The sequence below is a fragment of the Streptomyces sp. NBC_01214 genome (assembly GCF_026340975.1).
Lineage (GTDB): Bacteria > Actinomycetota > Actinomycetes > Streptomycetales > Streptomycetaceae > Streptomyces.
Genome location: NZ_JAPEOS010000001.1, coordinates 526,346 through 547,022 on the forward strand (window position 1 = coordinate 526,346; position 20,677 = coordinate 547,022).

26 protein-coding genes are annotated in these 20,677 nt (G+C 67.3%); 17 read left to right on the forward strand and 9 right to left on the reverse strand.

All coding sequences use genetic code 11. The annotated features are described in order from the left end of the window. Positions 1 to 48 precede the first annotated feature (48 nt). A complete protein-coding gene (locus OG594_RS02600) occupies positions 49 to 477 on the forward strand; it encodes a hypothetical protein (protein WP_266594865.1) in 429 nt (142 codons plus the stop codon). A gap of 123 nt (positions 478 to 600) precedes the next feature. Then, on the forward strand, positions 601 to 948 hold the full coding sequence (locus OG594_RS02605) for a DoxX family protein (protein WP_266594866.1): 348 nt from the start codon (positions 601 to 603) through the stop codon (positions 946 to 948). Positions 949 to 994: 46 nt separating this feature from the next. On the opposite strand, the gene OG594_RS02610 is transcribed toward OG594_RS02605, so the two are convergent. The 8 genes from OG594_RS02610 to OG594_RS02645 all read right to left on the reverse strand — a co-directional run bounded on the left by OG594_RS02610 (position 995) and on the right by OG594_RS02645 (position 11,322). Next, the gene (locus tag OG594_RS02610; protein ID WP_266594867.1) at positions 995 to 1,774 is read right to left on the reverse strand and encodes an ATP-grasp domain-containing protein; all 780 of its coding nucleotides are present in this window, start codon (positions 1,772 to 1,774) and stop codon (positions 995 to 997) included. Positions 1,775 to 1,951: 177 nt separating this feature from the next. Beyond that, positions 1,952 to 3,610 (reverse strand): hypothetical protein, encoded by a 1,659-nt coding sequence (locus tag OG594_RS02615; protein WP_266594868.1) that lies wholly within the window; start codon positions 3,608 to 3,610, stop codon positions 1,952 to 1,954. Further along, entirely contained in the window at positions 3,607 to 6,636 is a 3,030-nt protein-coding gene (locus OG594_RS02620; protein ID WP_266594869.1) for an AAA domain-containing protein, read from the reverse strand. Before OG594_RS02620 ends, OG594_RS02615 begins: the two co-directional genes overlap by 4 nt. After that, the gene (locus tag OG594_RS02625) at positions 6,563 to 7,249 is read right to left on the reverse strand and encodes a hypothetical protein (protein ID WP_266594870.1); all 687 of its coding nucleotides are present in this window, start codon (positions 7,247 to 7,249) and stop codon (positions 6,563 to 6,565) included. Before OG594_RS02625 ends, OG594_RS02620 begins: the two co-directional genes overlap by 74 nt. An 823-nt stretch (positions 7,250 to 8,072) precedes the next feature. Beyond that, positions 8,073 to 8,384 (reverse strand): hypothetical protein, encoded by a 312-nt coding sequence (locus OG594_RS02630; RefSeq protein WP_266594871.1) that lies wholly within the window; start codon positions 8,382 to 8,384, stop codon positions 8,073 to 8,075. A gap of 265 nt (positions 8,385 to 8,649) precedes the next feature. Continuing rightward, the gene (locus tag OG594_RS02635; protein ID WP_266594872.1) at positions 8,650 to 10,671 is read right to left on the reverse strand and encodes an AAA family ATPase; all 2,022 of its coding nucleotides are present in this window, start codon (positions 10,669 to 10,671) and stop codon (positions 8,650 to 8,652) included. A gap of 1 nt (position 10,672) precedes the next feature. Further along, positions 10,673 to 11,071 carry a hypothetical protein gene (locus OG594_RS02640; RefSeq protein WP_266594873.1) on the reverse strand — a complete coding sequence of 133 codons (399 nt, stop codon included), beginning with the start codon at positions 11,069 to 11,071 and terminating at the stop codon, positions 10,673 to 10,675. Continuing rightward, positions 11,068 to 11,322: a hypothetical protein gene (locus OG594_RS02645; protein WP_266594874.1), complete on the reverse strand. Its 255-nt coding sequence runs from the start codon at positions 11,320 to 11,322 to the stop codon at positions 11,068 to 11,070. The genes OG594_RS02640 and OG594_RS02645 overlap by 4 nt, the downstream gene beginning before the upstream one ends. An 804-nt stretch (positions 11,323 to 12,126) precedes the next feature. Between OG594_RS02645 and OG594_RS02650 the strand changes: the two genes are divergently transcribed. The 15 genes from OG594_RS02650 (at position 12,127) to OG594_RS02720 (ending at position 19,344) form a co-directional block, all read left to right on the forward strand. Next, positions 12,127 to 12,525 (forward strand): hypothetical protein, encoded by a 399-nt coding sequence (locus tag OG594_RS02650; protein ID WP_266594875.1) that lies wholly within the window; start codon positions 12,127 to 12,129, stop codon positions 12,523 to 12,525. Then, the gene (locus tag OG594_RS02655; RefSeq protein WP_266594876.1) at positions 12,515 to 13,222 is read left to right on the forward strand and encodes a hypothetical protein; all 708 of its coding nucleotides are present in this window, start codon (positions 12,515 to 12,517) and stop codon (positions 13,220 to 13,222) included. Before OG594_RS02650 ends, OG594_RS02655 begins: the two co-directional genes overlap by 11 nt. After that, a complete protein-coding gene (locus OG594_RS02660; protein ID WP_266594877.1) occupies positions 13,219 to 13,359 on the forward strand; it encodes a hypothetical protein in 141 nt (46 codons plus the stop codon). The genes OG594_RS02655 and OG594_RS02660 overlap by 4 nt, the downstream gene beginning before the upstream one ends. Positions 13,360 to 13,361: 2 nt before the next feature. Further along, complete coding sequence (locus OG594_RS02665; RefSeq protein WP_266594878.1) at positions 13,362 to 13,835, forward strand: hypothetical protein; 474 nt, start codon at positions 13,362 to 13,364, stop codon at positions 13,833 to 13,835. Positions 13,836 to 13,904: 69 nt separating this feature from the next. Next, complete coding sequence (locus OG594_RS02670) at positions 13,905 to 14,126, forward strand: hypothetical protein (RefSeq protein WP_266594879.1); 222 nt, start codon at positions 13,905 to 13,907, stop codon at positions 14,124 to 14,126. A 76-nt stretch (positions 14,127 to 14,202) separates the two neighbouring features. Next, the gene (locus OG594_RS02675; protein WP_266594880.1) at positions 14,203 to 14,349 is read left to right on the forward strand and encodes a hypothetical protein; all 147 of its coding nucleotides are present in this window, start codon (positions 14,203 to 14,205) and stop codon (positions 14,347 to 14,349) included. After that, positions 14,330 to 14,668: a hypothetical protein gene (locus OG594_RS02680; protein WP_266594881.1), complete on the forward strand. Its 339-nt coding sequence runs from the start codon at positions 14,330 to 14,332 to the stop codon at positions 14,666 to 14,668. Before OG594_RS02675 ends, OG594_RS02680 begins: the two co-directional genes overlap by 20 nt. After that, entirely contained in the window at positions 14,665 to 14,877 is a 213-nt protein-coding gene (locus tag OG594_RS02685) for a hypothetical protein (RefSeq protein WP_266594882.1), read from the forward strand. Before OG594_RS02680 ends, OG594_RS02685 begins: the two co-directional genes overlap by 4 nt. Before the next feature lie 477 nt (positions 14,878 to 15,354). Further along, positions 15,355 to 15,846 (forward strand): hypothetical protein, encoded by a 492-nt coding sequence (locus OG594_RS02690; protein ID WP_266594883.1) that lies wholly within the window; start codon positions 15,355 to 15,357, stop codon positions 15,844 to 15,846. 298 nt (positions 15,847 to 16,144) lie between these two features. Next, positions 16,145 to 16,798: a hypothetical protein gene (locus OG594_RS02695; protein ID WP_266594884.1), complete on the forward strand. Its 654-nt coding sequence runs from the start codon at positions 16,145 to 16,147 to the stop codon at positions 16,796 to 16,798. A 133-nt stretch (positions 16,799 to 16,931) separates the two neighbouring features. After that, positions 16,932 to 17,177, forward strand: coding sequence for a hypothetical protein (locus OG594_RS02700; protein WP_266594885.1), 246 nt, complete (start codon positions 16,932 to 16,934; stop codon positions 17,175 to 17,177). After that, entirely contained in the window at positions 17,146 to 17,670 is a 525-nt protein-coding gene (locus OG594_RS02705; RefSeq protein WP_266594886.1) for a DUF6879 family protein, read from the forward strand. Before OG594_RS02700 ends, OG594_RS02705 begins: the two co-directional genes overlap by 32 nt. Positions 17,671 to 17,691: 21 nt before the next feature. After that, entirely contained in the window at positions 17,692 to 18,543 is an 852-nt protein-coding gene (locus OG594_RS02710) for a helix-turn-helix transcriptional regulator (protein WP_266594887.1), read from the forward strand. Between the two features lie 90 nt (positions 18,544 to 18,633). Beyond that, positions 18,634 to 18,849 carry a hypothetical protein gene (locus OG594_RS02715; RefSeq protein ID WP_266594888.1) on the forward strand — a complete coding sequence of 72 codons (216 nt, stop codon included), beginning with the start codon at positions 18,634 to 18,636 and terminating at the stop codon, positions 18,847 to 18,849. A 240-nt stretch (positions 18,850 to 19,089) separates the two neighbouring features. After that, positions 19,090 to 19,344 (forward strand): hypothetical protein, encoded by a 255-nt coding sequence (locus OG594_RS02720; protein WP_266594889.1) that lies wholly within the window; start codon positions 19,090 to 19,092, stop codon positions 19,342 to 19,344. Positions 19,345 to 19,445: 101 nt separating this feature from the next. On the opposite strand, the gene OG594_RS02725 is transcribed toward OG594_RS02720, so the two are convergent. Then, positions 19,446 to 20,600 carry a site-specific integrase gene (locus tag OG594_RS02725; protein ID WP_266594890.1) on the reverse strand — a complete coding sequence of 385 codons (1,155 nt, stop codon included), beginning with the start codon at positions 20,598 to 20,600 and terminating at the stop codon, positions 19,446 to 19,448. Positions 20,601 to 20,677 lie beyond the last annotated feature (77 nt).

A 20,677-nucleotide genomic window follows, 5' to 3' on the forward strand; every position in this document is an offset into this window, starting at 1 on the left:
GCCCGCGCGGAGGGCGGAGCCCGTGTTCCGGACGACGGATCCGTCATCGTGATCCACCGCGAACCGGCGGGCGACGCGGGCGAGTTCGCCTGGATGCCCGACGACCAGAACTACTGCCTGGCCGTGGTCCGCGCCGCCCGCGCGAGCACCATCTGCAACCCCCTGCCGAAGTCCTGGGCGCGGATCGGGATCCGGCTGGTGATCGAGGCCGTCGCGTACCGCGAGGGGTCCACGGTCTACTTCGCCGTCGTGGACGGCGGCCACGCCCCGTACGCGTACGCCGGACGCGGGCCGAAGAGCCCGGGCTGGGGCCCGGTCCGCGATGCCACGGCCGCCTTCGCCTCGGGCCGGACGCTGAGCCTGCTCACCTACGAACGCCCCGCCGGCCAGATCTTGCCGGGTGACCGGGAGATCTGCAGCGCGGACAACGCCGTCTGCTTCCCCACCCTCGACGTCTACGTCCCCGGCAGTCCCTGAGCGCGGGCGAAAGATTTTCGCGCGGCCCGTCACATCGGTGCGGCGGGGCGGGTCAGTGGAGTGAAGCAGGCGGGAGACAGACCGGAGCGGGTCCGCACCGGCGCCCGCCCGAGGGGAGCTCGGATGTCCACCACCGCTGTTGTTTTCGCCCTGGTCGGCGCGTTCATGGTCGGATTCTCGGCGGCCTCGATGTTCCTCGGGGCGAAGTGGGTCGTGGAGCCGCTGGCCGAGTACGGGGTTCCGCGCTCGTGGTGGACCTGGCTCGCCACCGCGAAGGCGGCCGGCGCGGCGGGCCTGGCGGTGGGTGTCTTCGTCCCGGCGATCGGCATCGCTGCGGCGATCGGGGTCGGCCTGTACTTCGCGGGCGCCGTGATCACGGTGCTGCGGGCGAAGTCCTACGCCCACGCGGCCTTCCCGGTGATCTACGCGGCCCCGGCGGTCGTGGCCCTGGCCCTCGGCTTCAACGGCTGAGGGGGAGCGGGCGCGAGAACGGGGGAGGCCGGCCCGCGGCCTCCCCCTACGGGGTCACGTAGGGCAGGTCGGCGGCGCGGACGCGGTGCAGCGGGCCGGCCGCGCGCAGCACCACGTCCAGGACGGCCCCGGGCCGGGCGGCGTAACTGTTCGAGAACCACGGCATGTTGGCCTCGACCACGGCGTACCGGCCCGTCGCACCGACGAGGCCGACGTCGACGGTGACGGCGCTGGGCAGCCCGGTGCCCGTCGCGGCGAGCAGCGCGGCCGCGAAGCCGCGTACGTCCGCCCCGCGCGCGTCCTCGTCGAGGGGGGCGGGGTCCAGGTGCCCGTGGACGGCGTACCGGCTCCCGGCGGCGACCTCTCCGTCGAGCAGGAACAGCCGGTACTCGGCGGCGAAGTCCACCACCTCCGAGACCAGCACGGGGGTGGCGGCGGGCAGGGACCGGGGCAGCGGCGTGCCGGGCCCGTACACGGCGGGCGGGAAGGACTTCTCGCGCGGCGGCTTCACGAACGCCGGCCGCCCGGATCCGGTCAGCTCCCGCGCCGCCCGGCCCAAGGTGGTCAGCTCGATCCGGCGGCCCGTGAACCGCTCGGGCAGCCGCGTGAGCCAGTCGTCGGGCGGCTCCAGCAGCCCCAGCCCGAGCACCCCGGCCACCCGCGCGGCGGCGTGCGGACCACCGCACCAGTGCACGGCCCGGCCGGCCAGTTCACCGAAGCCGGGGCCGAGGCCCCGGACGGTCATCCCCCGGCGCGCGGCAGCCTCGGCGAGCAGCCCGGCCGTGGCGGTCGGCCGGGCCGGTATCAGAAACACCTCATCCGTCATTCGGCCATGATGCGGCGGCCGGCCTGCCTGCCTGCCGGGATGGGGACGGAAGCGGGAAACCCAGAAGGACCCCGCTGCCAGCAGCGGGCAAACACCGCCGCATCACGAGCCGGGCTCCGGGCCGAGCCGACGTCGGGCCCGGGAGGGTGCCGGTGTCCTTCCGGCACTCCCGTAGGCCTACGGCGTGGCCGAACCGTCCGGGCGGCGGATCACCACCGAGATCCCGCGGATGCCCGTCGCAAACCCCGTCTGGTGGCGGCAGGCGCCGCCGACCCGCAGGGCGCCGTCTTCGGGGCTCTGCCCGACTTGGGCGTGCTCGTCGTCCACGATCAGCTCGGCGAGGACCTGATCCTTCAAACGGTCCCCCCGGGCTGCGGAGACGGCGGTGTCGTCCTGGCAGCGGTCCGCCACGTGTCGCCAGCGGTCGGCGGAATCCGGATCGCCGCTCCACGTCCACAGGCCTGCGGCTGCACGTGCCACTTGGGCCATGAACTCGCTTCCGCCCATGTGGACGGAGCGTGTCCGCCCGGGACCGGGTGCCCCGACCCACTGGTAGTTGCCGATGACCGCTTCGAGCGTTCCGTCCCTCCCGTCGAAGATCAGGAGGCTCGCACCGCTGCCCGTTCGTTCCCTGGCCGGCTTCAGGAGATCCCTGCCCAGTCGTTCTGCGGCGTGGTAGCCGATCCGGTGGAGCACCTCGACGACCTCCTGCGCGTTGGTTCCCCCGTCCGTGTCGCCGTAGAGGATGTCCACGCGCACCCCGCGCGCCACCGCAGCCTGGATGGCGTCGCCGAGCTTCGACAGGCTCTCCATGTTGACCGTGGGTGAGGCGATCAGGACGTGGTTCGCCGCCGTGGCCAGTGCCTCGGCGATCACGAGTCGGTGGGCCTCTTCGCCGGACACCTCCGAGAAGAGGGCCGCCTCGGTCGACTGGTCCGTGGGACCGTCATCGCTGCTTCCGAAGGGTTCTGTGCCGTAGAGCCAGGGGAAGGAGGCGCTCGTCTGGGGTGCCGCTGCCGTCCCGAGCGCGGCGGCCGCAGGCTTCCGGCCCGGGATGCTCAGCGGTGTCGGCCGGCGCCCGGGGCCGGTGGCCGGCACCTGAGCCTGTACCGGAGGTGCCACCTTCACGGCGATCGCCTGTGGCGCCGGCTGGACGTCCGGGACGCTCTCCAACTCCTCCTTCCTGGCCTGTGCCACCGCCAGGATCTCGGTGGACAGAGCCTGGTGCCAGCCCCGCGGAAGCCCCGTGATGAACCGGTCGACGAGGTCGACGCGCACGGGGAGGAAGCGGTCGACCGTCACGAGCCGGGGCCGTCCGATGCTGCGCACCCACTCGCCGCTGGCTCGGGGCAGTAGCTTCTGGATCTGGGACTCGTCCAGCGCGTTGCGCACGATGCGCAAGGGTGTGGACGGGTTGAGGTCCGGCCGTGCCTCCTGCTTCGAGACGGTCAGCACTTCACCTCGCCTGGCCAGCTGTCCTGCCGTGCGATCGAGAACCACGGTGCAGGGCGCGGCCGGAGCCACCACGACCGATGCCGGGTCCTTGCCGGACAAGCACGCCTGCTGCCCTTCGTCGGTGAGGACGAAAGTGGCCTCCCGGCCGCTGGTGACGGCGACCCATCCTGCACCGACCAGGGTCACCACGGCTTCGACCATCAGACGTTCGTGGACGCGAAAGGTGTCGCACAGAGAGGTCAGGGTCGCGCCCTGGTCGGGGGCGACACCTGCCTGAGCGGCGATCTGCTCCAGAACCCGCCGCTCCAGACGGCTGTACGGGCGGCCCCGGGCCACGCTGAAGTTGACGCTGAACATGCTCACGGGTACGAGAACGATCACGAGTGCTCCCTGAGGTCAGCCGGGATACGTAGAGCCCTGCCATCCAGGAACCATTCGTCGAGCAGGGTGACGATCTTCTTGAAGGACCACAGCGGCTGGGACTCGTCCTCGAGACGTACGGCCTGCACCTGGTGGAGGAAGAAGTCCCAGGACCCGACGAGGATCAGCAGGCGCTCCGCCCGCGAGAGGAGCACGTTCATCCGGCCCGGGTCGTCGAGGAAGCCCAGACCGTGGCCGATCTCCTTCTCGTTGTTGCGGACCAGGCTGATGGCGACGACGTCCGCCTGGTTGCCCTGGAAGGAGTCGACCGTGTGGGCGGGGAACCGGTTGCTGTTGTTCGCTTCGGCCTTGAGACCCAGCTGGACCTGCAGTCCGGCGGGGAGGGGCGTGTCCCGCAACTGCTGGCTGAGCAGGCTCACCTGCCGTGAGTACGGGGCCAGCACCGCGAGCTTGCCCTGACACCCGCCGTCCGGTCCGAGGGTCCGTAGGAAGTTGGCGAGCGCGCGCGCCTCCGACGGATTGGTGTACTTGGACTGGCCGCTGTTCGGGCCGACCTCATGGGTGGCGGCGTCGTCGCGGCACCACGGCACGTCGAGCCAGACCACCGCACGGTCACGAAGGCCGCTCGGGGTGTGGAAACCGTGACGCACCCGTTCGACCGGTTCGCCCTCCTTGTTCAGGGTGCGGTTCATCAACCGCCCCTGGTAGTACGCCTCGGAGATCAGCCGGCCGATGTCCGGGTGCATGCGGTGCTGACCGATCAACTGCCCCGCGGACGCTCCCTTCGCCTCCGTGTCCGTGACCAGACGGTCCGCACCCGTGGCCACGGCGCAGTACTCGTACAGACGGTGGAAGGTCTTGAGCCATTCCTTCGAGTACTCGCGGAACTCGTCCCGGTCAGCCTGGCTGCGGCGCTCCCACGAGTCGAGCCATTCCTGGTCGAGCATGCCGGACGCCCGTGGTTTGAGGCGGCCGAGGATGTGTGCCACCGGGTCCAGCTTGTCGATCCCCTTGTGGTAGTCCTCGTACCGGTAGGGATCCAGCTGCTTGTGGTCACCGATCAGCAGCCAGCGATGACCCGCCTGCAGTGGTAGCGCGAGGTCGAATGCGTGCGCCTTGCCCGCCTCCTCGACGATCGACCAGTCGAACGCCTGACCAGCGGCGAGGGCGACCAGGTCGCCGGCGCTGGTGGTGCAGTACGTGAGGTTCGCGCCGCGTTTGACCAGCTCGACGAAGTCCGACGAGCGGGGGCCGAGGTCCCCCTGCTCCTGCATCATGTTGATCTCGCTGACCATGGCCTTCGCGTCGTCCAGCCAGGCGAGCTGCACCTCGCTGGGTGAACTCATCGCTTCGAGCTGGAAGATGCTGCGCTGGAGCACCTGCCTGGCCACGCCCTCGACGCCGTCCTCCGGCAGCGTGGTTCCTGCCTTGTGCGGACCCCGCAGCCGGATCTGTAGCGGCCTGTCGGCTTCGGGCACGTCCTGGAACGCCTCACCCACCTTCGACCTGAGCACGTCGACGGCTCCGTGGGCCTGGGCCGTGACCAGCACCTGGACGACGGGATCCTCGGTGATGATCTCGCGCAGCAGCCAGGCGACGAGGGTGGTCTTGCCCGTGCCGGGCGGCCCTTGCAGCGTGTAGATGGGTCGTACCCGCAGGATGTCCTCGATGCTGGCCCGCTTGGGCTCGTCGACCCGTTCGTGGTCGAGTTCGACGGGGAGCTCGGAGGCGCCGGTGTCCATGCGGACGTGACTCGGGGTGGCCAGAGAGCGCAGGAGGTACCCGTGCTGGTCGAGGGCGTCGATGGCCTTCTTACGACGCCGGAACAGACTGATCTGCCCGGGCATGCCAGCGCTGCGGAGGAACCCCTCCTTCTCCAGCTTCACCCGGCCTCTGCTCAGGCCCGGGCGGCTGAGCGTGATGCACTCGGTCGCCTGGTCCATGGCGTCGACCTGCCACACGTTGCCGTCGTCGTCGGACTGGGGGTCCCGGGGCGGGAGCTTCAGTCGGGCGCCGTCGCGAGCTCCCGACAGGATCACCTTGCGGTCGCTCCCCCGTACCTCCTTCTGCAGGAAGTCGATCAGGTCCACGCGGAACGGCTCGAAGATTTCGTGTCCTTCGGGGCGCGCGCGCTCCTTGACCACGGCCCGCTCCACGCCGTCCTCCTGCCACGGGGCGCGGACGACTTCGTACGGGAAGATCTGTGAGTCGAGGAGGAGCAGTTCGATCTGATTGCTCACGCGGACGAACTCGTGGAAGCGGCCGAGCTCGCGTGAGACCTGTGCGCTGCGATCGATCTTCGGTAGTGCGAGCTCCCACGACGTGGCGTTCTGCGCGATCGTCCGGTCGCGGGCCACCTCGTCCCGGGCATAGGCGAACACGCGGCCAGGCGGGAGTTCGCGGAAGCTGTCGTCGCCCTCGCTGTAGAGCAGTGGCTGGGCGGACCGGCAGTCCGCGACCTGCCAGCTGGACGTGCCGTCCTTCCCCCGGTGCGGCGTGATCTTCAGGCTGAGCCTGCCGCCTACGAGGATGAAGTACGGCCTGTTGGGGACGGCGTAGAGAAGGGGCTTCTGTAGGTCCTGGCGGACGAACTCACACGCCTCCTTGCGGTGGATCGGGTCCCCGGGGATGAAGGTCCCCATGGGGTCGAGGCGCAGGTGGTCGCGCAGCCCGCTGTCCATCAGGTGATCGATGAACTCCGGCCGCCGCAGGTCGAGGGCCAGGACGTACTGGGCGTCCTCCTGCTGGGTGCGCAGGGGGTTCGCCAGGGCGCGCGCGATGTCCTGGATCCGGCCGATGATGTCGTACGGCGCGGTCAGGCGCTCCAGCGGGTCTTCGGCGACGAGGTCCAGCAGTAGCTTGCGTTCGGCCTCGGTCAGCTCGGCCTTGGCGGTGTCGATGGTCTTGAGCACCCGTGCGTGACGCTCGGGCGGGGGATTGGTGGTGAAGCGTTCAAGGTCGAGGAGCAGCCGTGCGCAGAGGATGCCGAAGGCGAACCAGTCGTCGTCCTGACGCCAGGCCGTCACGCCCCCCCGTGGTGCGTTCGGGTGGAACCGGCCAGCCGACAGGGGGCTGGGTCCCCACCGGACGGCCCAGTTTGACGGACCACTCGAAGCCGCCGAGGCGCAGGGACTCGGCACCCAGGTCCTCGTCGAAGAAGAGGGAGTCGAGGTCCACGCCCCGGTGCAGGACCTGTCGCTCGTGCAGCAGGTTCAGCCCTGTGGCGACGCGCCGTAAGCCGTTCCACAACTGTTCGCGTGCGGCTGTTCCGCGGTTCGAGAGCCACGAGTAGCGTGCCCGGCGGCGCAGCGCGGTGGCGACGCGCTCGTAGCCCGGCGCCTCCAGGACCATGACGAAGCAGTGGTGTCCCCGGTCGAGGCCGGCGTCCTTCAGTACGACCAGGGCATCGTCAGCCCTGGGGCTGCTCGCGATCTTGTACAGGGTGCGCAGTTCGTGGTCCCAGAGGGCGCGCTGCACCCTGTCCGGTTGCTCACCCTCGTAGGTCCAGGTCTTGAGCAGGTACGTGTAGCCGTCGCTGAAAGCCTCCCAGACCTGGGATTCGCCATCGCCTGGGTGCGGGCCCGCGGTGATCTCGTACCTGTTCTGCAGAAGTAATGTCCCGATTGTGGGAGCCGTCATCCATCCACCTTCACAAGCTGGGGAGCGGGTGCGCAGACACTACGGGCGGCCCTATCCGGCCGCGCAGATGAAACGTGATCCTACTCACGCCCGCGGAGCCGTTGTGGCCGGTTTGGAGATGCGCGCGCACAACTCGGGCGGGACGGGAGCAGGTTGTCGCGGAGCCCTGGTCCACCCCTGATCGGCCGGGCTCCCCGGGCGCGGGTCGATGACAAGCGGTGGAGGGTCGATCGCAGACGGTAAGGAGGTGGTGGTCCGCGGCGGGTGCGGGCACCTCGGAGTCTGGGAGTGTGTGCCGAGCGGTGATCGCCACTGCGCATCGGCGAGGGCGCCGCGCTGGCCACGTGAACGCCGAAGGCCCCGACCGCAATGCGATCGGGGCCTTCGTTCCGCCTTCAGGCGACTGCGGAGGATACGAGATTCGAACTCGTGAGGGGTTGCCCCCAACACGCTTTCCAAGCGTATCGTCCAAGTGCTGCGACACGTACAGTCTGACCTGCGGTTATGCAGCTTGTCAGGCGTTTGCGGCTATTGCAGCGTCTTGTCTAGCGAACCCCTACCGTCACGCGCACCCGCGAGAACGGGGACACACAGCGAGAGGCACGTACGGCTTCTCCTCAGCCTCACGGCGGGCTTGTCGCCAGCAGACGCGGAGTCCATCTGAGTGCGTGCATGTTCCACACCGCCCGGTGCACAGCTCAGCACGTGCCTTCCCCGTGGACATGGCCTGAGATGCGGCTCGGTCTCGCTTCGCTCGCCCGCTCCTCCAAGCGTGCGCCCTAGGCCACTAGGCTTCGGATCACTCAGCGACGACAGCGCAGGCTCACCCGCCCGTCTTCCGCTCCCGCTTCTCCCTCTCAGCCTTACCCCGCTGCACGCGCTCCAGGACCTCTTCCTCCGTGGTCTCCGCCTCGGCTTTCTCCACCGCGTCGCACATCCCCGCGAACCCCTCCCGCTCAGCAGCGCGGCCCAGTCGCCCCGTCTCCCGATCCACCACGAGCGCGAACCCCTCGCCGTCCCACGCGATCACCTCGGAGTGCATCAGCCCGCCATCAAGCTCTCCCCACTCGTCGTCACCCTCGCGCCCCTCGAACCTGGCGAACCACGTACCCGGCACAGCCGCTATCAGCGTCATGTCCCACACCACCCCTTTCATCTCTGAGTCCCGTGCTGCTTTCGTTCTGTCGAACTGCTGAGCTGTGCGTCTCTTAGAGAGACGCGCTCAGCAGCAGAAGTCAGTGATCTTGTTCAGCAGTGCTCATCAGGTCCGTACCTGCGGAAACGCGTCGCTCAGCAGTGCTCAGCAGTGCTCAGCAGTAACTCAGCACCGATCATGCTCAGCAGTTCGCTCAGCAGTAGTCGGAGCGACGCGTTCGAACCCGCTACGGCTTGCCGCTCGGCTACTCCGCGACGGCGTACAGAACCTGGCGCCTGATCTTGTGGACCACGAGCGGCGGGCGCTGCCCCTTCATGCACTTCGCCTCGTCGGCCAAGGTGCCGCAGTGCGCCCGTACGGTGCTCTCACCCAGCCCCAGGGCCTTGGCGATGTCGTTCGGATGCACTGGTCCGTCCGTAGCGTTCTCCCGGATGTACGCGACTATCCGGTCCTCGTTGCTCAGGTGAGCCGCGACGGACTCAGCGGCCGTCATCACCGTGAAGGCGGGCGCGCCGTTCCGCTGCTCCTCCAGCCTGAACTCCACGGCCTTGATCTCGCGCCCGGCCTTGACCTTCGTCACGTCGATGTGCCGCCCCTTGTCCTCCGAGCTGCGGATGCGGATGATCACGTCCAGCGCGGCGGGCTGTGAGGACGCACCGCGCGCCCTGTCGCCGTTCTCGTGGCCCGTGTGGTGCACCAGGAGGATGAAGCAGTTCAGCCGCTTGGAGAGGGCCTTGAGGCTCTGCATGACCTCGTTCATGCCGGTGTTGTCGTTCTCGTCCACGCCCCGGACGGCGAGGCTCTGGGTGTCGATAACCAGCAGGGCGGGTGTGGAAGAGGTGGCCTCCACGTCGGCCGCCAGCGCCTCCACACTGTCCGGGTCGGCGAGGTTCAGTTCCTCTTCCACCATCACGGACAGCTCGTCCGAGGTGCGCCCGTACTTCATCTCCCAAGCGTCGAGCCGCTTGGCGAAGTCGAACCCGCCCTCCATGAGGACGTAGAACACGGACCCCTTGCCGTTGATCTTCTGGCCGATCCAGTCGTCCATCCCGGTGCAGAGCCGCATGGACAGGTCCACGGCCGCGTAAGTCTTGCCGCCGTACGAGGGGCCGAAGAGCTGGCCGACGCCGTACTCCGGCAACAGGCGCTCGATCAGCCACCGAGGCTCGGGCCGCTCTCGGAGCTGCTGGCGGGTGAGGAACCGGCTCGTGCTGCGCTTGGGCTCGGCCGCCTGAGTGCCGGCGAGCCGCTCCGCGACCGAATCCGCGGTGGCCAGCTCGGCTCGTACCTGCTCGGCCGGGGTGGAGTTCCACGCCTTGATGACCTGGGAGAGCACAGTGGTGCCTTCCTCGGCGGCCTTGTCCTGCGCCGCGTCCAGCTCCTCAGCCACGCCCCAGGTCTGTTCCAGGGTGAGCCCCGCCCGGATGCAGTCCTTTACCAGGCCCATCAGCAGCCCGTGCCTGTTGGTCCGGGTGCCCTCCTTGTACATGCCGTTGAAGCCGGTCAAGGTCGCGTTGACCCGGCCGCCCCGCTCACGGCGAGAGGTCTTGACGGGCTCTGTGGGCGCCTCGTGCTTGCTCTGCGTACGAACCGGCGCGCTCGTGCTGCTGGCGTCCGTACCGAGCGCCTGGTGCAGTTCGGAGACGCTCAGTGAGCGATACGAGAGCGACGCGACGGCCACGAGCGCGCCCCGGCCGTTCGCCCCGATGTTCTCGGGCTTCCAGTTCCTCGTGCCCGGCACACGGAGCAGAGCCGCCGAGCTGGTCTTGCTGTCCGCACCAAGCTTGGCTGCCAGGGCCGCGTTCAGCTCCTCGACTTCTCGGGGTGGTGTGGAAGACGACAGGCCCAGGTGCACGTGGAAGCGCGGGTACTTCTGGCCGTCCTCACCGACCACCACACCGCCGGACCTGATGAGGGAGAACCCGTTCATCCGTAGCCAGTTGCGGACTGCCGCGTCTAGAACCCGCTTGTCCACGTCGGCGTAGATCGAGTAGCCATCGCCTGAGTTGTCGACCGACGGGTCTCCCTTCGCCGTGCGGGGTACCGGCGTGTAGAAGACCTCGGTGCCAGGCTCGTCCGAGTAGCTGATGAGCTTGGACAGCGTGGCCCGGTTCATCGCGAGGAGAAGGACCCTACGGTTCTTCCAGTCCAGCTCACCGTTCGCCAGTCGAGTAGCCAGAACCACCGTGAACTTGAGGTTGGCGTACTTGTTTCCGTACGTGGAAATGAAGAATTCCCGAGCCGCATTACGTCGTGTTATCGTCACGTCAGTTCCTTTCCATTGCAGTGCTCATGTGGTTGGTGTTCGAGAAAGCCTCTGTTGCGCGACAGGGGCTTTTCTCATGGTCAGGCTCTAGGAGAATCAGCTCGTGGGCTAGGTAGCACCCTCCGCCGCAGCCGTAGCGGTCTATCCAGGCTTTCTGGAGTTCTGCCCTGTCGCGAGTGGCCCAGAGGCTCACAGTCCGCTGATCGCCGCGTCGGTAGCGCTTGCGGCAATTCACCACGAGGGCGTAAGGCAGTTCGTCGGCCTCTTCGAAGGCATCGACCCATTCGGCGTTTCGCCAAGCGCAGCGGGCAAAGGAGAGGTAGTTCCGGTGGTGCCGCATACAGCGGTGCTGGCGGTAGACCTTGAGCGGCGGCGAGAAGTCGAGAACCCGGGCGCTCATAGCTCCGCCCTGCTGTCCGGTAGCTCGTAGAACTCGAACCACACGGTCTTGCCCACGATGCGAGTCCGGACCTTCAACCGCATGCGAGCGGCCCGCTTGTGGAGCTGGTTGGCGAAGTTGCGCGGCTCGGCGGTGAAGTCCAGACCCTGGGTCGCCTTCCAAGTGGTCTCAGGGGTGATCCATTCGGCCCACGGATACTTTGCCGGGCGACCCCTCTTTGCCTGCGGCATTGATGCTACGATTTCGGCCATCGCTATTTCCTTTCGAGAGCTAAGCCGTTTTCGACTAAATGAAAGCTAGCGATTTTCGACAATGAACGGCAATGTCCTGTGTATCCACGTGGGTGAATTCCGTCACGAAATCTTCACAACTCGACACGACAAAGCCCCGCACCTCGAAAATGAGAATGCGGGGCTGTCTGTCTCTGCCGGCGAGCGAGAGATGAGCGCGTGCGTCGCGCATACGCGTACGGAGCACAGAAAGGCGCCTGTAGGGCGTCAGTAGCGTGCGCGTGATGAACGAGACGTGTGAGAGCTACGGCAGCGCCAGAAGCGTGCTGATAGCTCCGCGAAGTGCGAGCGGTAGTGGGGCCTCCCTCGGCGCCGAGCGTGTCTCGGCTGGTGTGGAACGTGCCACGAGCTGACCGCTGCTGGCAAGGGTGGCATGACGTTTGGTCATGCGTTCTGTGACATCTGGTCAAGCGTTCTGTCACCAGCGCCTACCAAGAAGCCCCGGGCTCCTCTACTTCCCCGGGGCTTCTTGATGCTCCAAAGGAAAACCCCCGACTGACAGCACGCAGTCGGGGGTTCTCGCTCTCCGCCACCGGACAGTTTGAATTGAGCGGGACAGATACCGTCATCTTAGCGTGTCGATTTCCCGCGCTCCAAAGGGTCGCCCTCGCGGGCGCTCGAATGTAACGGCTTGCCACGGATTCTGTTGTGCGTGGCTTCGAGTTACTTCCCATCAATTCAGAGTGCGTGCATTCTGAATCCATGAATTCAGCACTCCGTGAATGCGGTACGTGCTCTGCGTGCACATGGTTTGAAGGGGGGGAAATGAGTTCGCTTGAGGTTGACCGTCGGCGCAAGCGCCAGAACGAGGCCGAGCTAGTCCACAAGCTCAAGGCTCGTGGCCACAGCCTGGCTGAGATAGCGCGAGTTACCGGCTTGAGTCGGACACAGATTTCCCACCGCCTGAACATGGCGCGCAATGATCTGGGAGACTTCACCAGTCAGCAGATGCGCACGGACGTGGAGACACTGCTGGATGACGTGATCCGCCAGGCTTATGACCTGATCGAGGGTGGCGACCTGGAGGCCCGTGAGAAGGCGGCTCTCCTCAAGGTCATATCCGATACGGCCATGAAGAAGTCTCGGCTCCTCGGGATAGAGGCTCCGAGCAAGATGGTTCACGAGCTGGAACGTGGTGGATGGGGGTCGGACGATGCCCATTAAGGTTCTGGCGAACCAGGACGGTAAGTCCAAGTCCGGGGTGCAGGTGTGTGTCACCCATGGCGTGCTCTGCGAGAAGTACCCCGACCATCCGCAGGTCCGAAAGCAGGCGGAGCGAGAGCGGGCCTCTGTTGGGGGTGTAGACCAAGAACTCATGGAGATGATCCGTGATGGTCGTCTCCTCCAGAAGATGGACGACCTTCGTGCGGCGGGTTACGAGCTGCCTGGGGAGTTCATTCCGAGAGTTCTGGAGTCGCCCCCTGGTGAGCGAGTGCGCCTCTTCTTCGAGACGTACGACCTATGCCGGCACTTCCCCGGCGAGCCAGTGAGAAAGCCCCAGCCCTGCAAGCCCCGCAGGCTTTCGCCCGAGGAGATCAACCATCGGTTCGAGTGGGCGCGGCAGGCGAAGGAGGCGGAATTCAAGCGGAGGAATCCTCCTCCGCCGCCCGTTCCGTGGGAAGCCACTCGGGAAGCGGAGCTGTACGACCTCATCCGCCGTGAGGGCCCCGCCGCCAGGCAGCGACGTGCAGTCGAGAGAGCCGCCCACATCAAGGTCCTGGCCCAGGACGACGAGCTACGGCGCAAGCTCGCCGGAGCCCTTGAGACCTGGGTGAACTCACCGCGCCGGTTCCCGAAGCACACCCAAGACGTTCGCGAGGGCTACGGCGACGCCGTCCCCGAATTCGAGGAGATGGAATGACCACGGAAGAGCCTGCGACCGAGACCGAACCGTCGCCGCGCGAGTTTGCGCGCCGTCTGTACCTGGAGCACATGGCGCGCCACGCCCAGGGAGCCACCACCCGCCGCGTCGCCACCGAGCCCGAGGAAGAGGCATAGACATGACCGACAGCACCACTCAGCGGCTCTGGGACCGTCTGATGGACGGCACCGCTCCGAGCCGGTTCGAGACCCCGAAGCCCAAGGGCGACCGCCGGTCCGCCGAGATTCTGGACAGGCTCCACGGCGACACCGATTACAGCCACGTCCACGAGAGCAACGCCAAGGGCCAGCGGGAGCACGAGGCCGCCCTCCGCCAGCGCACCGCGAAGCTCCAGGGCGAGGGCATGACGAGCCACTACGCCGAGGCCAAGGCCCGTCGCCAGCTCGCCGCCGAGCTGGACCACAAGCACTACCAGGACAACCAGCGCCGAGCCTACGACCAGATGGTCGCCAGCAACCGGGCGGAGTCCGAAGCGAAGTCCACGAAGCGCCTGGGCGAAGAGGTCCGGCAGACCGCCGCCCCGCGCCGGTCCGAAGAGGGCTTCCAGCGCCTCGTGGACGCCGTCCTGGCCGAGATCCGCACCAAGTCCTGACCCCTGTTCCACACCACCCATCAAAGACCCGTACACGACGTGTGCGGGACTCACCGAAAGGGGCCGATCATGGCCACCGCATCCATCGACACTGCCGAGCTTGAGACCGTCGTCGGCTGGCTCCTAGTGGGCCAGGCCCGCAAGTCCCGGGGCATCGACGTCTACAACGCCCTCCGGGTGAAGAACGGCAAGGCCGCGATCACGGACGTCTCGGAGGTCCTGGTCCGCGACCACAACACCGCCGCCGCGAAGGTGGCTGCCGTGATCGCCGACATCACCGCGGCTTCCTAGCCGGCACTCAAGGCTGGTGGGTGTGGGACAGGGCTTCTCTCTATCTGGCTGTCCCACACCCGCCCGGGGAGGTGCGGTGACCAAGAAGAAGAACCGCACCTTCAAGCGGTTGCTGGCCCAGAAGAAGCCGACCGAGGACAAGGCCCTCCGCCGGGTGGCGATGTTCGAAGCCTTGTGGGATGCCGTGACGAGAGGAGCCGACCATGACGACCGTGATCACTGACGACCTGATCGTCACCGGCGCCGTATCGGCCGGGAACATCCTCATGGGCTCCGTCGTGATGAGCCCCGAGACGAACACGCCGACCTCCGTGGACGTGCTGTTCAACCACCCGAGGCCGTCCCTCATGGGCCAGGTCAACCCACTGCCCCAACCCCTACCGAACGTGATGCTCACAGCCATCTCGCAAGAGCCGTGGACCAGGATCCGTGAACTCGGTACCCGCTTCTCCTCCACCACGGGTGTGACCATCTACATCTACCGCACCAACGACGCGGACACCGTGGTGAACTGGCTGTCCTGGCAGGAGCCGAATCTATGAGCGAGATATCCCGCGAGCACCTGGAGCGGATGGCGCGGATCGAAGCCAAGGTGGACGCCCTGCTCGCCCAGGCAGCCGAGGACAAGATCACCCAGGTGCCGGCCGAAACGGAGAAGCGGCTGAACCGCCTGGAGCACTGGCGCTACGGCGTGAGTGGTGCCGTCCTGATCTCCCTGGCCAGCCTCGCCGCCACCATCCCTCCAAGGTAGCGATCATGCGTATGAGCCATGCTGACTGTCAGCATCCGAGAACTGCGGCGGGTCGAACCGCTTGCCGCTCTGGTGATGAGTCCAAGGCGCGGCTGACCCTCCACGGGCGCTTCATGGCAAAGATCAGCACCCCGCAGGGTCTTGCCGAGTGTTGGTGGTGGGGAGGTTCGATCACTGAGGGGCGGCCCGTCTTCAGGCTCACTGCCACCAAGACGGTCATGGCCACCCATTGGATATTCGAGTACGTCACGGGACTGGCTCTGAGGCGCTATCAGCCCGTGTACGCGACCTGCCGGAATCCTCTGTGCGTGAACCCCGAGCACCTGACCCTGGAGCGTCCGAGCCGAGCAGCCCGTGAGCCCGAGGCCATGCCTTCATAACGCTTTGCCACGGAGAGCCGCTGTACCCCTACGGACTGACCCGTGAACTCCGAGAGCGTCTGCCGTGTCAGCACGACAGCAACCCCAGGAGCCCACGATGACGACCGCCCGCTTCTCACACGCTCAGTGCCCCCACCCGTCCACGAAGGCCGCTCGTGCGAAGTGCCGGGCAGCTCTGCGCGCCGCCGCTGCACCCGCCGACACCGCGTCGAAGGCGAAGGCCGACAAGCCCCGCGTAGCCGCCTCTCCGGCCGCTGAGACTGCCCCCGCCGCTCCCGTCGCCGTTGCCCGCGAAGAGGTCTGTGGGAAGTGCGGCAAGGCGTACGTGACGACGGCTCCCGAGAGCATCGACGTTGACCCGCTGTGCGACCCCTGCGTCGCCGCCCTGTCCGGTGCTGCCGTCGAGGTGACCCCCGACACCTGGCGCGACCACACGAACGAGCCCGCGAGCATCTTCGTGGTGGGTGTGGAAGAGCCCTTCGCCGCCCAGGCCATCACCGGCTACTCCATCAAGTTCCTCCAGTTCGTTGACGTCGAGGGTGCCAAGCGCCGCATCCCCGCGACGACGGTTGAGCGCGTCACCGTCTGACGTCCCACACCAGCCTGCTCCTGCGAGCGGCTGCCAGCAGAGACGCCCTCGGCTCACTGAGTCGGGGGCTTCTCGGTGGTCGCGCCGGCATGCGCTGACCTGCCGAAACGCTGTGCGCGCGTCTGGAGAGATCGGTGAGCGCAGACGAACAGAGAGACGCGCGAGCGCTCACAGCTCCCGAGCGGCGTCGTTCTGCGCTCCTAACCGGCATGCACGAGCGAGAGCGTCAGCGCGCAGCGCGAGACGAGTGCTCGAACTACCTGCCGCATGTCTCTGGTCGTCGGCATAATCACGCTGCATGGATCAAGGGGTAGCAGCCGTATGGGCGGCGGGTATCGGCGTCTTCGGCGTGGTGGCAACTGCTGGCGGGGCCCTGTGGGCGGCGCACAAGACGGCGGCCGCGCAGATTGCAGGGGCCAAGGAGACGGCGGCGGCTCAGATCGCAGGAGCCCGAGAGCAGGCAGCAGCGCAGGTTGATGCGGCCCTGGCTGGCGTGCGAGCGCAGCTATCAGGCCAGCGTCAGGAGTCGCTCTGGCAGGTCCGGCGGGAGGCATACGCGACGTACCTGGGGCAGATACAGGCTGTGCATATGGGCATCTTGCATCTGACTTCACTCTGCATGGTGGCCGTTGAACAGCTCGGCGGTAGCCCCGGCGAGACTCCGGATCTGATGGGGCCCAGGGATCAACTCATCGAACGCTTCACGGACCTGTACTTCCGTGAGTCGGCTCTCCACCTGGCCGTCAATGAGGAAGAGGCCGAGCAGGCCGAAGCGCTTCGGCGTCTTGCCGGGCGGGCCATAGAGGACGTTCGTGATCTGATGGAAGCGATCTACACGGACCACAACGTCGGGCCGCCCCAGGACAGGGCCGAAGCCTCACGAGAGGCGTTGAAGACGGGGATTAGGGAGTGGGCCGCGAACGCCCGGCAGAAGTTGAACATGGCCGACTAGCAGGTACTTGGCTCGAAGTGAACTGCTGTGTGGCGTAGCGCTGTTGCGTCATCTGCTGCGCTCTTGACGATGTCTCGACGTGCGGGCGACGCTCGTGCAACCAGACGCAACTGACTAGTCAGGAGAGCGCATCATGGCCCTAACCTTCTTCGGCAAGGACCCGAACAGCAACGGCGACAACTGCCCGAGCGTATGGGTGGACGACACGTCGGCCGATCTCGTCTTCCAGGGCGTGAAGGCCGACCAGGCCACGGAAGCGGAATGCCTCAAGGTGGGTGGCATCCCCGACTGTGAGGGCGTCGTCCGTGTCCCCGCGAGCATGGTGGCCCAGATCAGGAAGGCGTGTGATGAAGCCGAGCGTCGTGCCGCCGTTCAGTGAGCTGATCGCCGGGTGCCAGCGCTCCGCCGTGCACCTGGAGCTCCGCGACTGGTACGGCATCGCCGCAGAGGATGAGGACTTCGCCGAGTGGCGGGAGCTGGGAGAGATCAGCCCCGCGTCCGCCGAGCGAAGCCGTGACTGGCTCGACCTGGTGCGCCAGGCCACCGCTCGCGGCGTCGTCATGCGCCGTGCCCGGATCGTCTCCGTGCCGATCAGCGAGTACATCCGCTACGAGCACGCCAGCACCTTCATGAACGTCGAGGCCGGTGAGCTGATCCGCTGGCTCCCCCGTCCCGAGGCCGCGACCCTGGCTCTGCCCGGTGCCGACTTCTGGCTGTTCGATGACCACCTGATCCGCTTCGGGCACTTCGCCGGGGACGGGGCGTTCGTGAGCCACGAGCTGAACGACGACCCCCAGGTGATCAAGATGTGCGCCGACGCGTTCGAGTCAGTCTGGGACCGTTCCACACCCCACGAGGAGTTCACGGTCTGACGCCGTCAGCCCCGCCAGCCCATGCCCAGCTACCAGTCGTCCAGCGTCGAGAACGCGCGTAAGGCCGTCGCGGCACGTCTGCGAGAGGTCCGTCTAGACGCTGGGCTGAAAGGGCATGAGCTGGCGGAGCGCTGTGGGTGGCACAAGTCCAAGGTGTCGCGGATCGAGAACGCGATCACGCCCCCGGCCGACGTGGATATCCGCGACTGGTGCGCTGGGTGTGGTGCTGACGACCAGGCCCCGGACATCATCGCCACGTCCCGCTCTGCTGACTCCATGTACCTGGAGTGGAAGCGGCTCCAGCGCACTGGGATGCGCCGTCTCCAGGAGTCCCGCGTCCCGCTGTACGAGAAGACCAAGCTCCACCGCGGCTACGCCTCGCACGTGATGCCCGGTCTGTTCCAGACGCCGGCATACGCAACCGCCCTGCTGGGCGTCGTCGGCCGGTTCCATCAGGCGATCAGGGACATCCCCGAAGCCGTCGCCGCTCGGACGGCACGGGCCCGGGTCCTGTACGAGGGAGACCACCGCTTCACGTTCCTGATTGAGGAGTCCGTCCTCCGGTACCAGATCGGCGACGCCGAGTGCATGGCCGGTCAGCTCGGGCACCTGCTGTCGGTCATGTCGCTGCCCGCCGTCTCGGTCGGCGTGATCCCCTTCGCGGCCCGAGAGCGCAGCATGTGGACCCTGGAGACCTTTGACATCTTCGACGACGAGCGGGTCCATGTGGAACTTCTGACCGCTCAGGTGACCCTCACGGCGCCCGGCGAAGTGGGCATGTACGTACGAGCCTTCGGGGATCTTCGAGACCTGGCCGTGTACGGCTCGGACGCTCGTGCGTGCGTGGCTGACGCCCTCGCGGCGCTGGGCTGAGAACTCGCGTGCAACTGCGTAGAACTGGGTTGGGCCCGGTCATGATCAATTCCTAGCGTTGTCGCCACGCAGACGACGCGAGGAGCTGGCATGGCCGAGTCGAGCACCGAACCCAGGACGTACCAAGCACTCACCGAGGAACTGCCGCTCCGCGCGTGGGGCAACTCCGACGACCCTGATCCCGTGGAGGACTGCGCGGGCTGCATGGAGCTGGCGGCCGTGCGAGACCGCGCGTACGCGGTGGGCGACATGACCACCGTGACCGACTGCAACATCTACATCCGCCGCCACCCGGTCGGGCACTGACGGCGCCATGAAGGCCAAGCGGCAGGTACGCCCGCTGGTGAAGCAGGCGAAGCCGGTGGTGGTCGTGCCCGTGGGTCAGCCCACGAGCTACTGCGGTTACTGCGCTGGATGGCGTGCCGTCTGGTGCCCAGACTGCGCGGGCTTCTTCGGCTGCGAGACCTGCCGCTACTCGTTCAAGGTCCCCTGCCCCGAGTGCGCGGGTGGCCACCTAGTGAAGTGGATCCCATGACAGAACGTGCCGTGTCAGAGCCTCGATCGAGCTACCCGTGGAGCGAGTGGACCGACGGCAGGATGTGGCGGGTCGAGCAAGGCCGCGACTTCTCCGTCTCGCCCGAGGTCTTCGTCAAGGTGGTGCGGAGACAGGCCAGGGCGCAGGGCCTCAAGGCCACTGCGGTCTGCGGCGAGGGCACGGCCTGCTTCCAGTTCCACCAGGGCGACACGCCCGGTGAGCGAGACATCAGGCTCAAGGCCCTCCGCCAGTACCTCGGCCGATGACCCCGGTGGGTGTGGAACATGGACCGTTCCACACCCACCGTTCGTGTGCTCGCTCAGCCACGACCAGACGTCTGTACTAACGACCTCTGACGTGGCTTAGCTCAGTAGCGGTCGCCCAGGGCCTGGACGGCTGTCACCGCGCGCTGCGAGGCCATGTCTGCGCCGTACCGCCGGAGCATCGCGGGGGACTTCCAGCCGCGCACAGCCATGATGTGCTCGCCGCTGACGCCCCGCGCTTTCAGGTCGTCGGCCCATGTGTGACAGAAGGAGTGGGGCGAGACGACCGAGGGGTCGAAGCCTGCTTCCTCGGCCCTCCTCTTCACCATCCGGTGCAGCCCGGCGTACAGCAGGCGCGAGCGGTTCCGTGTCCCGAGCCAGAGCCAGGCATCGGCCGCCCGCTTGTGCAGGGCTCGCGTCCGCAGGTACCGGGTCAGGGCGCGGACGGTCTTCGGCTGGAGCGGGATCACGCGGCCGTCCAGGCTGTTGCGGTCCATCTTGATCGGCAGGACCACGAGGGTGCCGCTCCGTAGGTCGAGGTCCTGGAGCCGGAGGTTCAGCAGCTCGTCCGACCGAAGGCCCTCGGTCAGGCAGCGGAGGAGCGCGTGATCACGCACGCAGTGGAACTCCTTCCGTCGTGGCTCCGGGCCCCAGGCGGTGACGGCCAGGGTCTCGTTCACGAACTCCTCGGACAGGGTCTTGGGCTTGCCCATGGGCGGCGTCGCGTAACGCTGGAGCTTCGGGTCCGCGTACGGGTCGGGGTGCTCGTACTCCTCGGCGAGGTAGGCGAACATCGCCCGCAGGTTGCGCTGGGTCGTGTTCGTGCCGCCGGTGTACCCGCCCTTGCCGTCCTGGCTCTTGGGCACGTCGTGGGTCTCGTAGTACCAGCGGAAGTACCGGTTCAGCGTGGCGGTGTCCACGTCGGTGAAGCTGGTGACTCCCACACCCACCGCGTTGATCTGGGGTGAGTCGGTGAGCCAGTGGTGGAGCTGGGTTGCCGCGTACTTGTAGGCGTTGACCGTGCGGCGCTGGAAGGGGCGGCCCTTCTTGTTCGTCGTGGTGCTCAGGTGCAACTCAAGCTCTGCGATCAGCGCTGTGCGTACGTCCTCGGCGCTCCTGAGCGCGTGTACTGGCGCCGATGAGAGCGTGCGCGTGCTCTGTGTCGTCTGCGTGCTCACAGGCGCCGAGACGCGCTGCTGTGATCGCAGCGGGTTCCTGCTCGCGGCGAGTGCCGGCGCGCTCATCTTCTTCTGGGCCACGGGTCTGCTGACTCCCTTGGTCAGCCGCTAGCCTCGCGCTTTCATGAAGCGGGCTGTCCGACGGGTGGTCAGGTAAG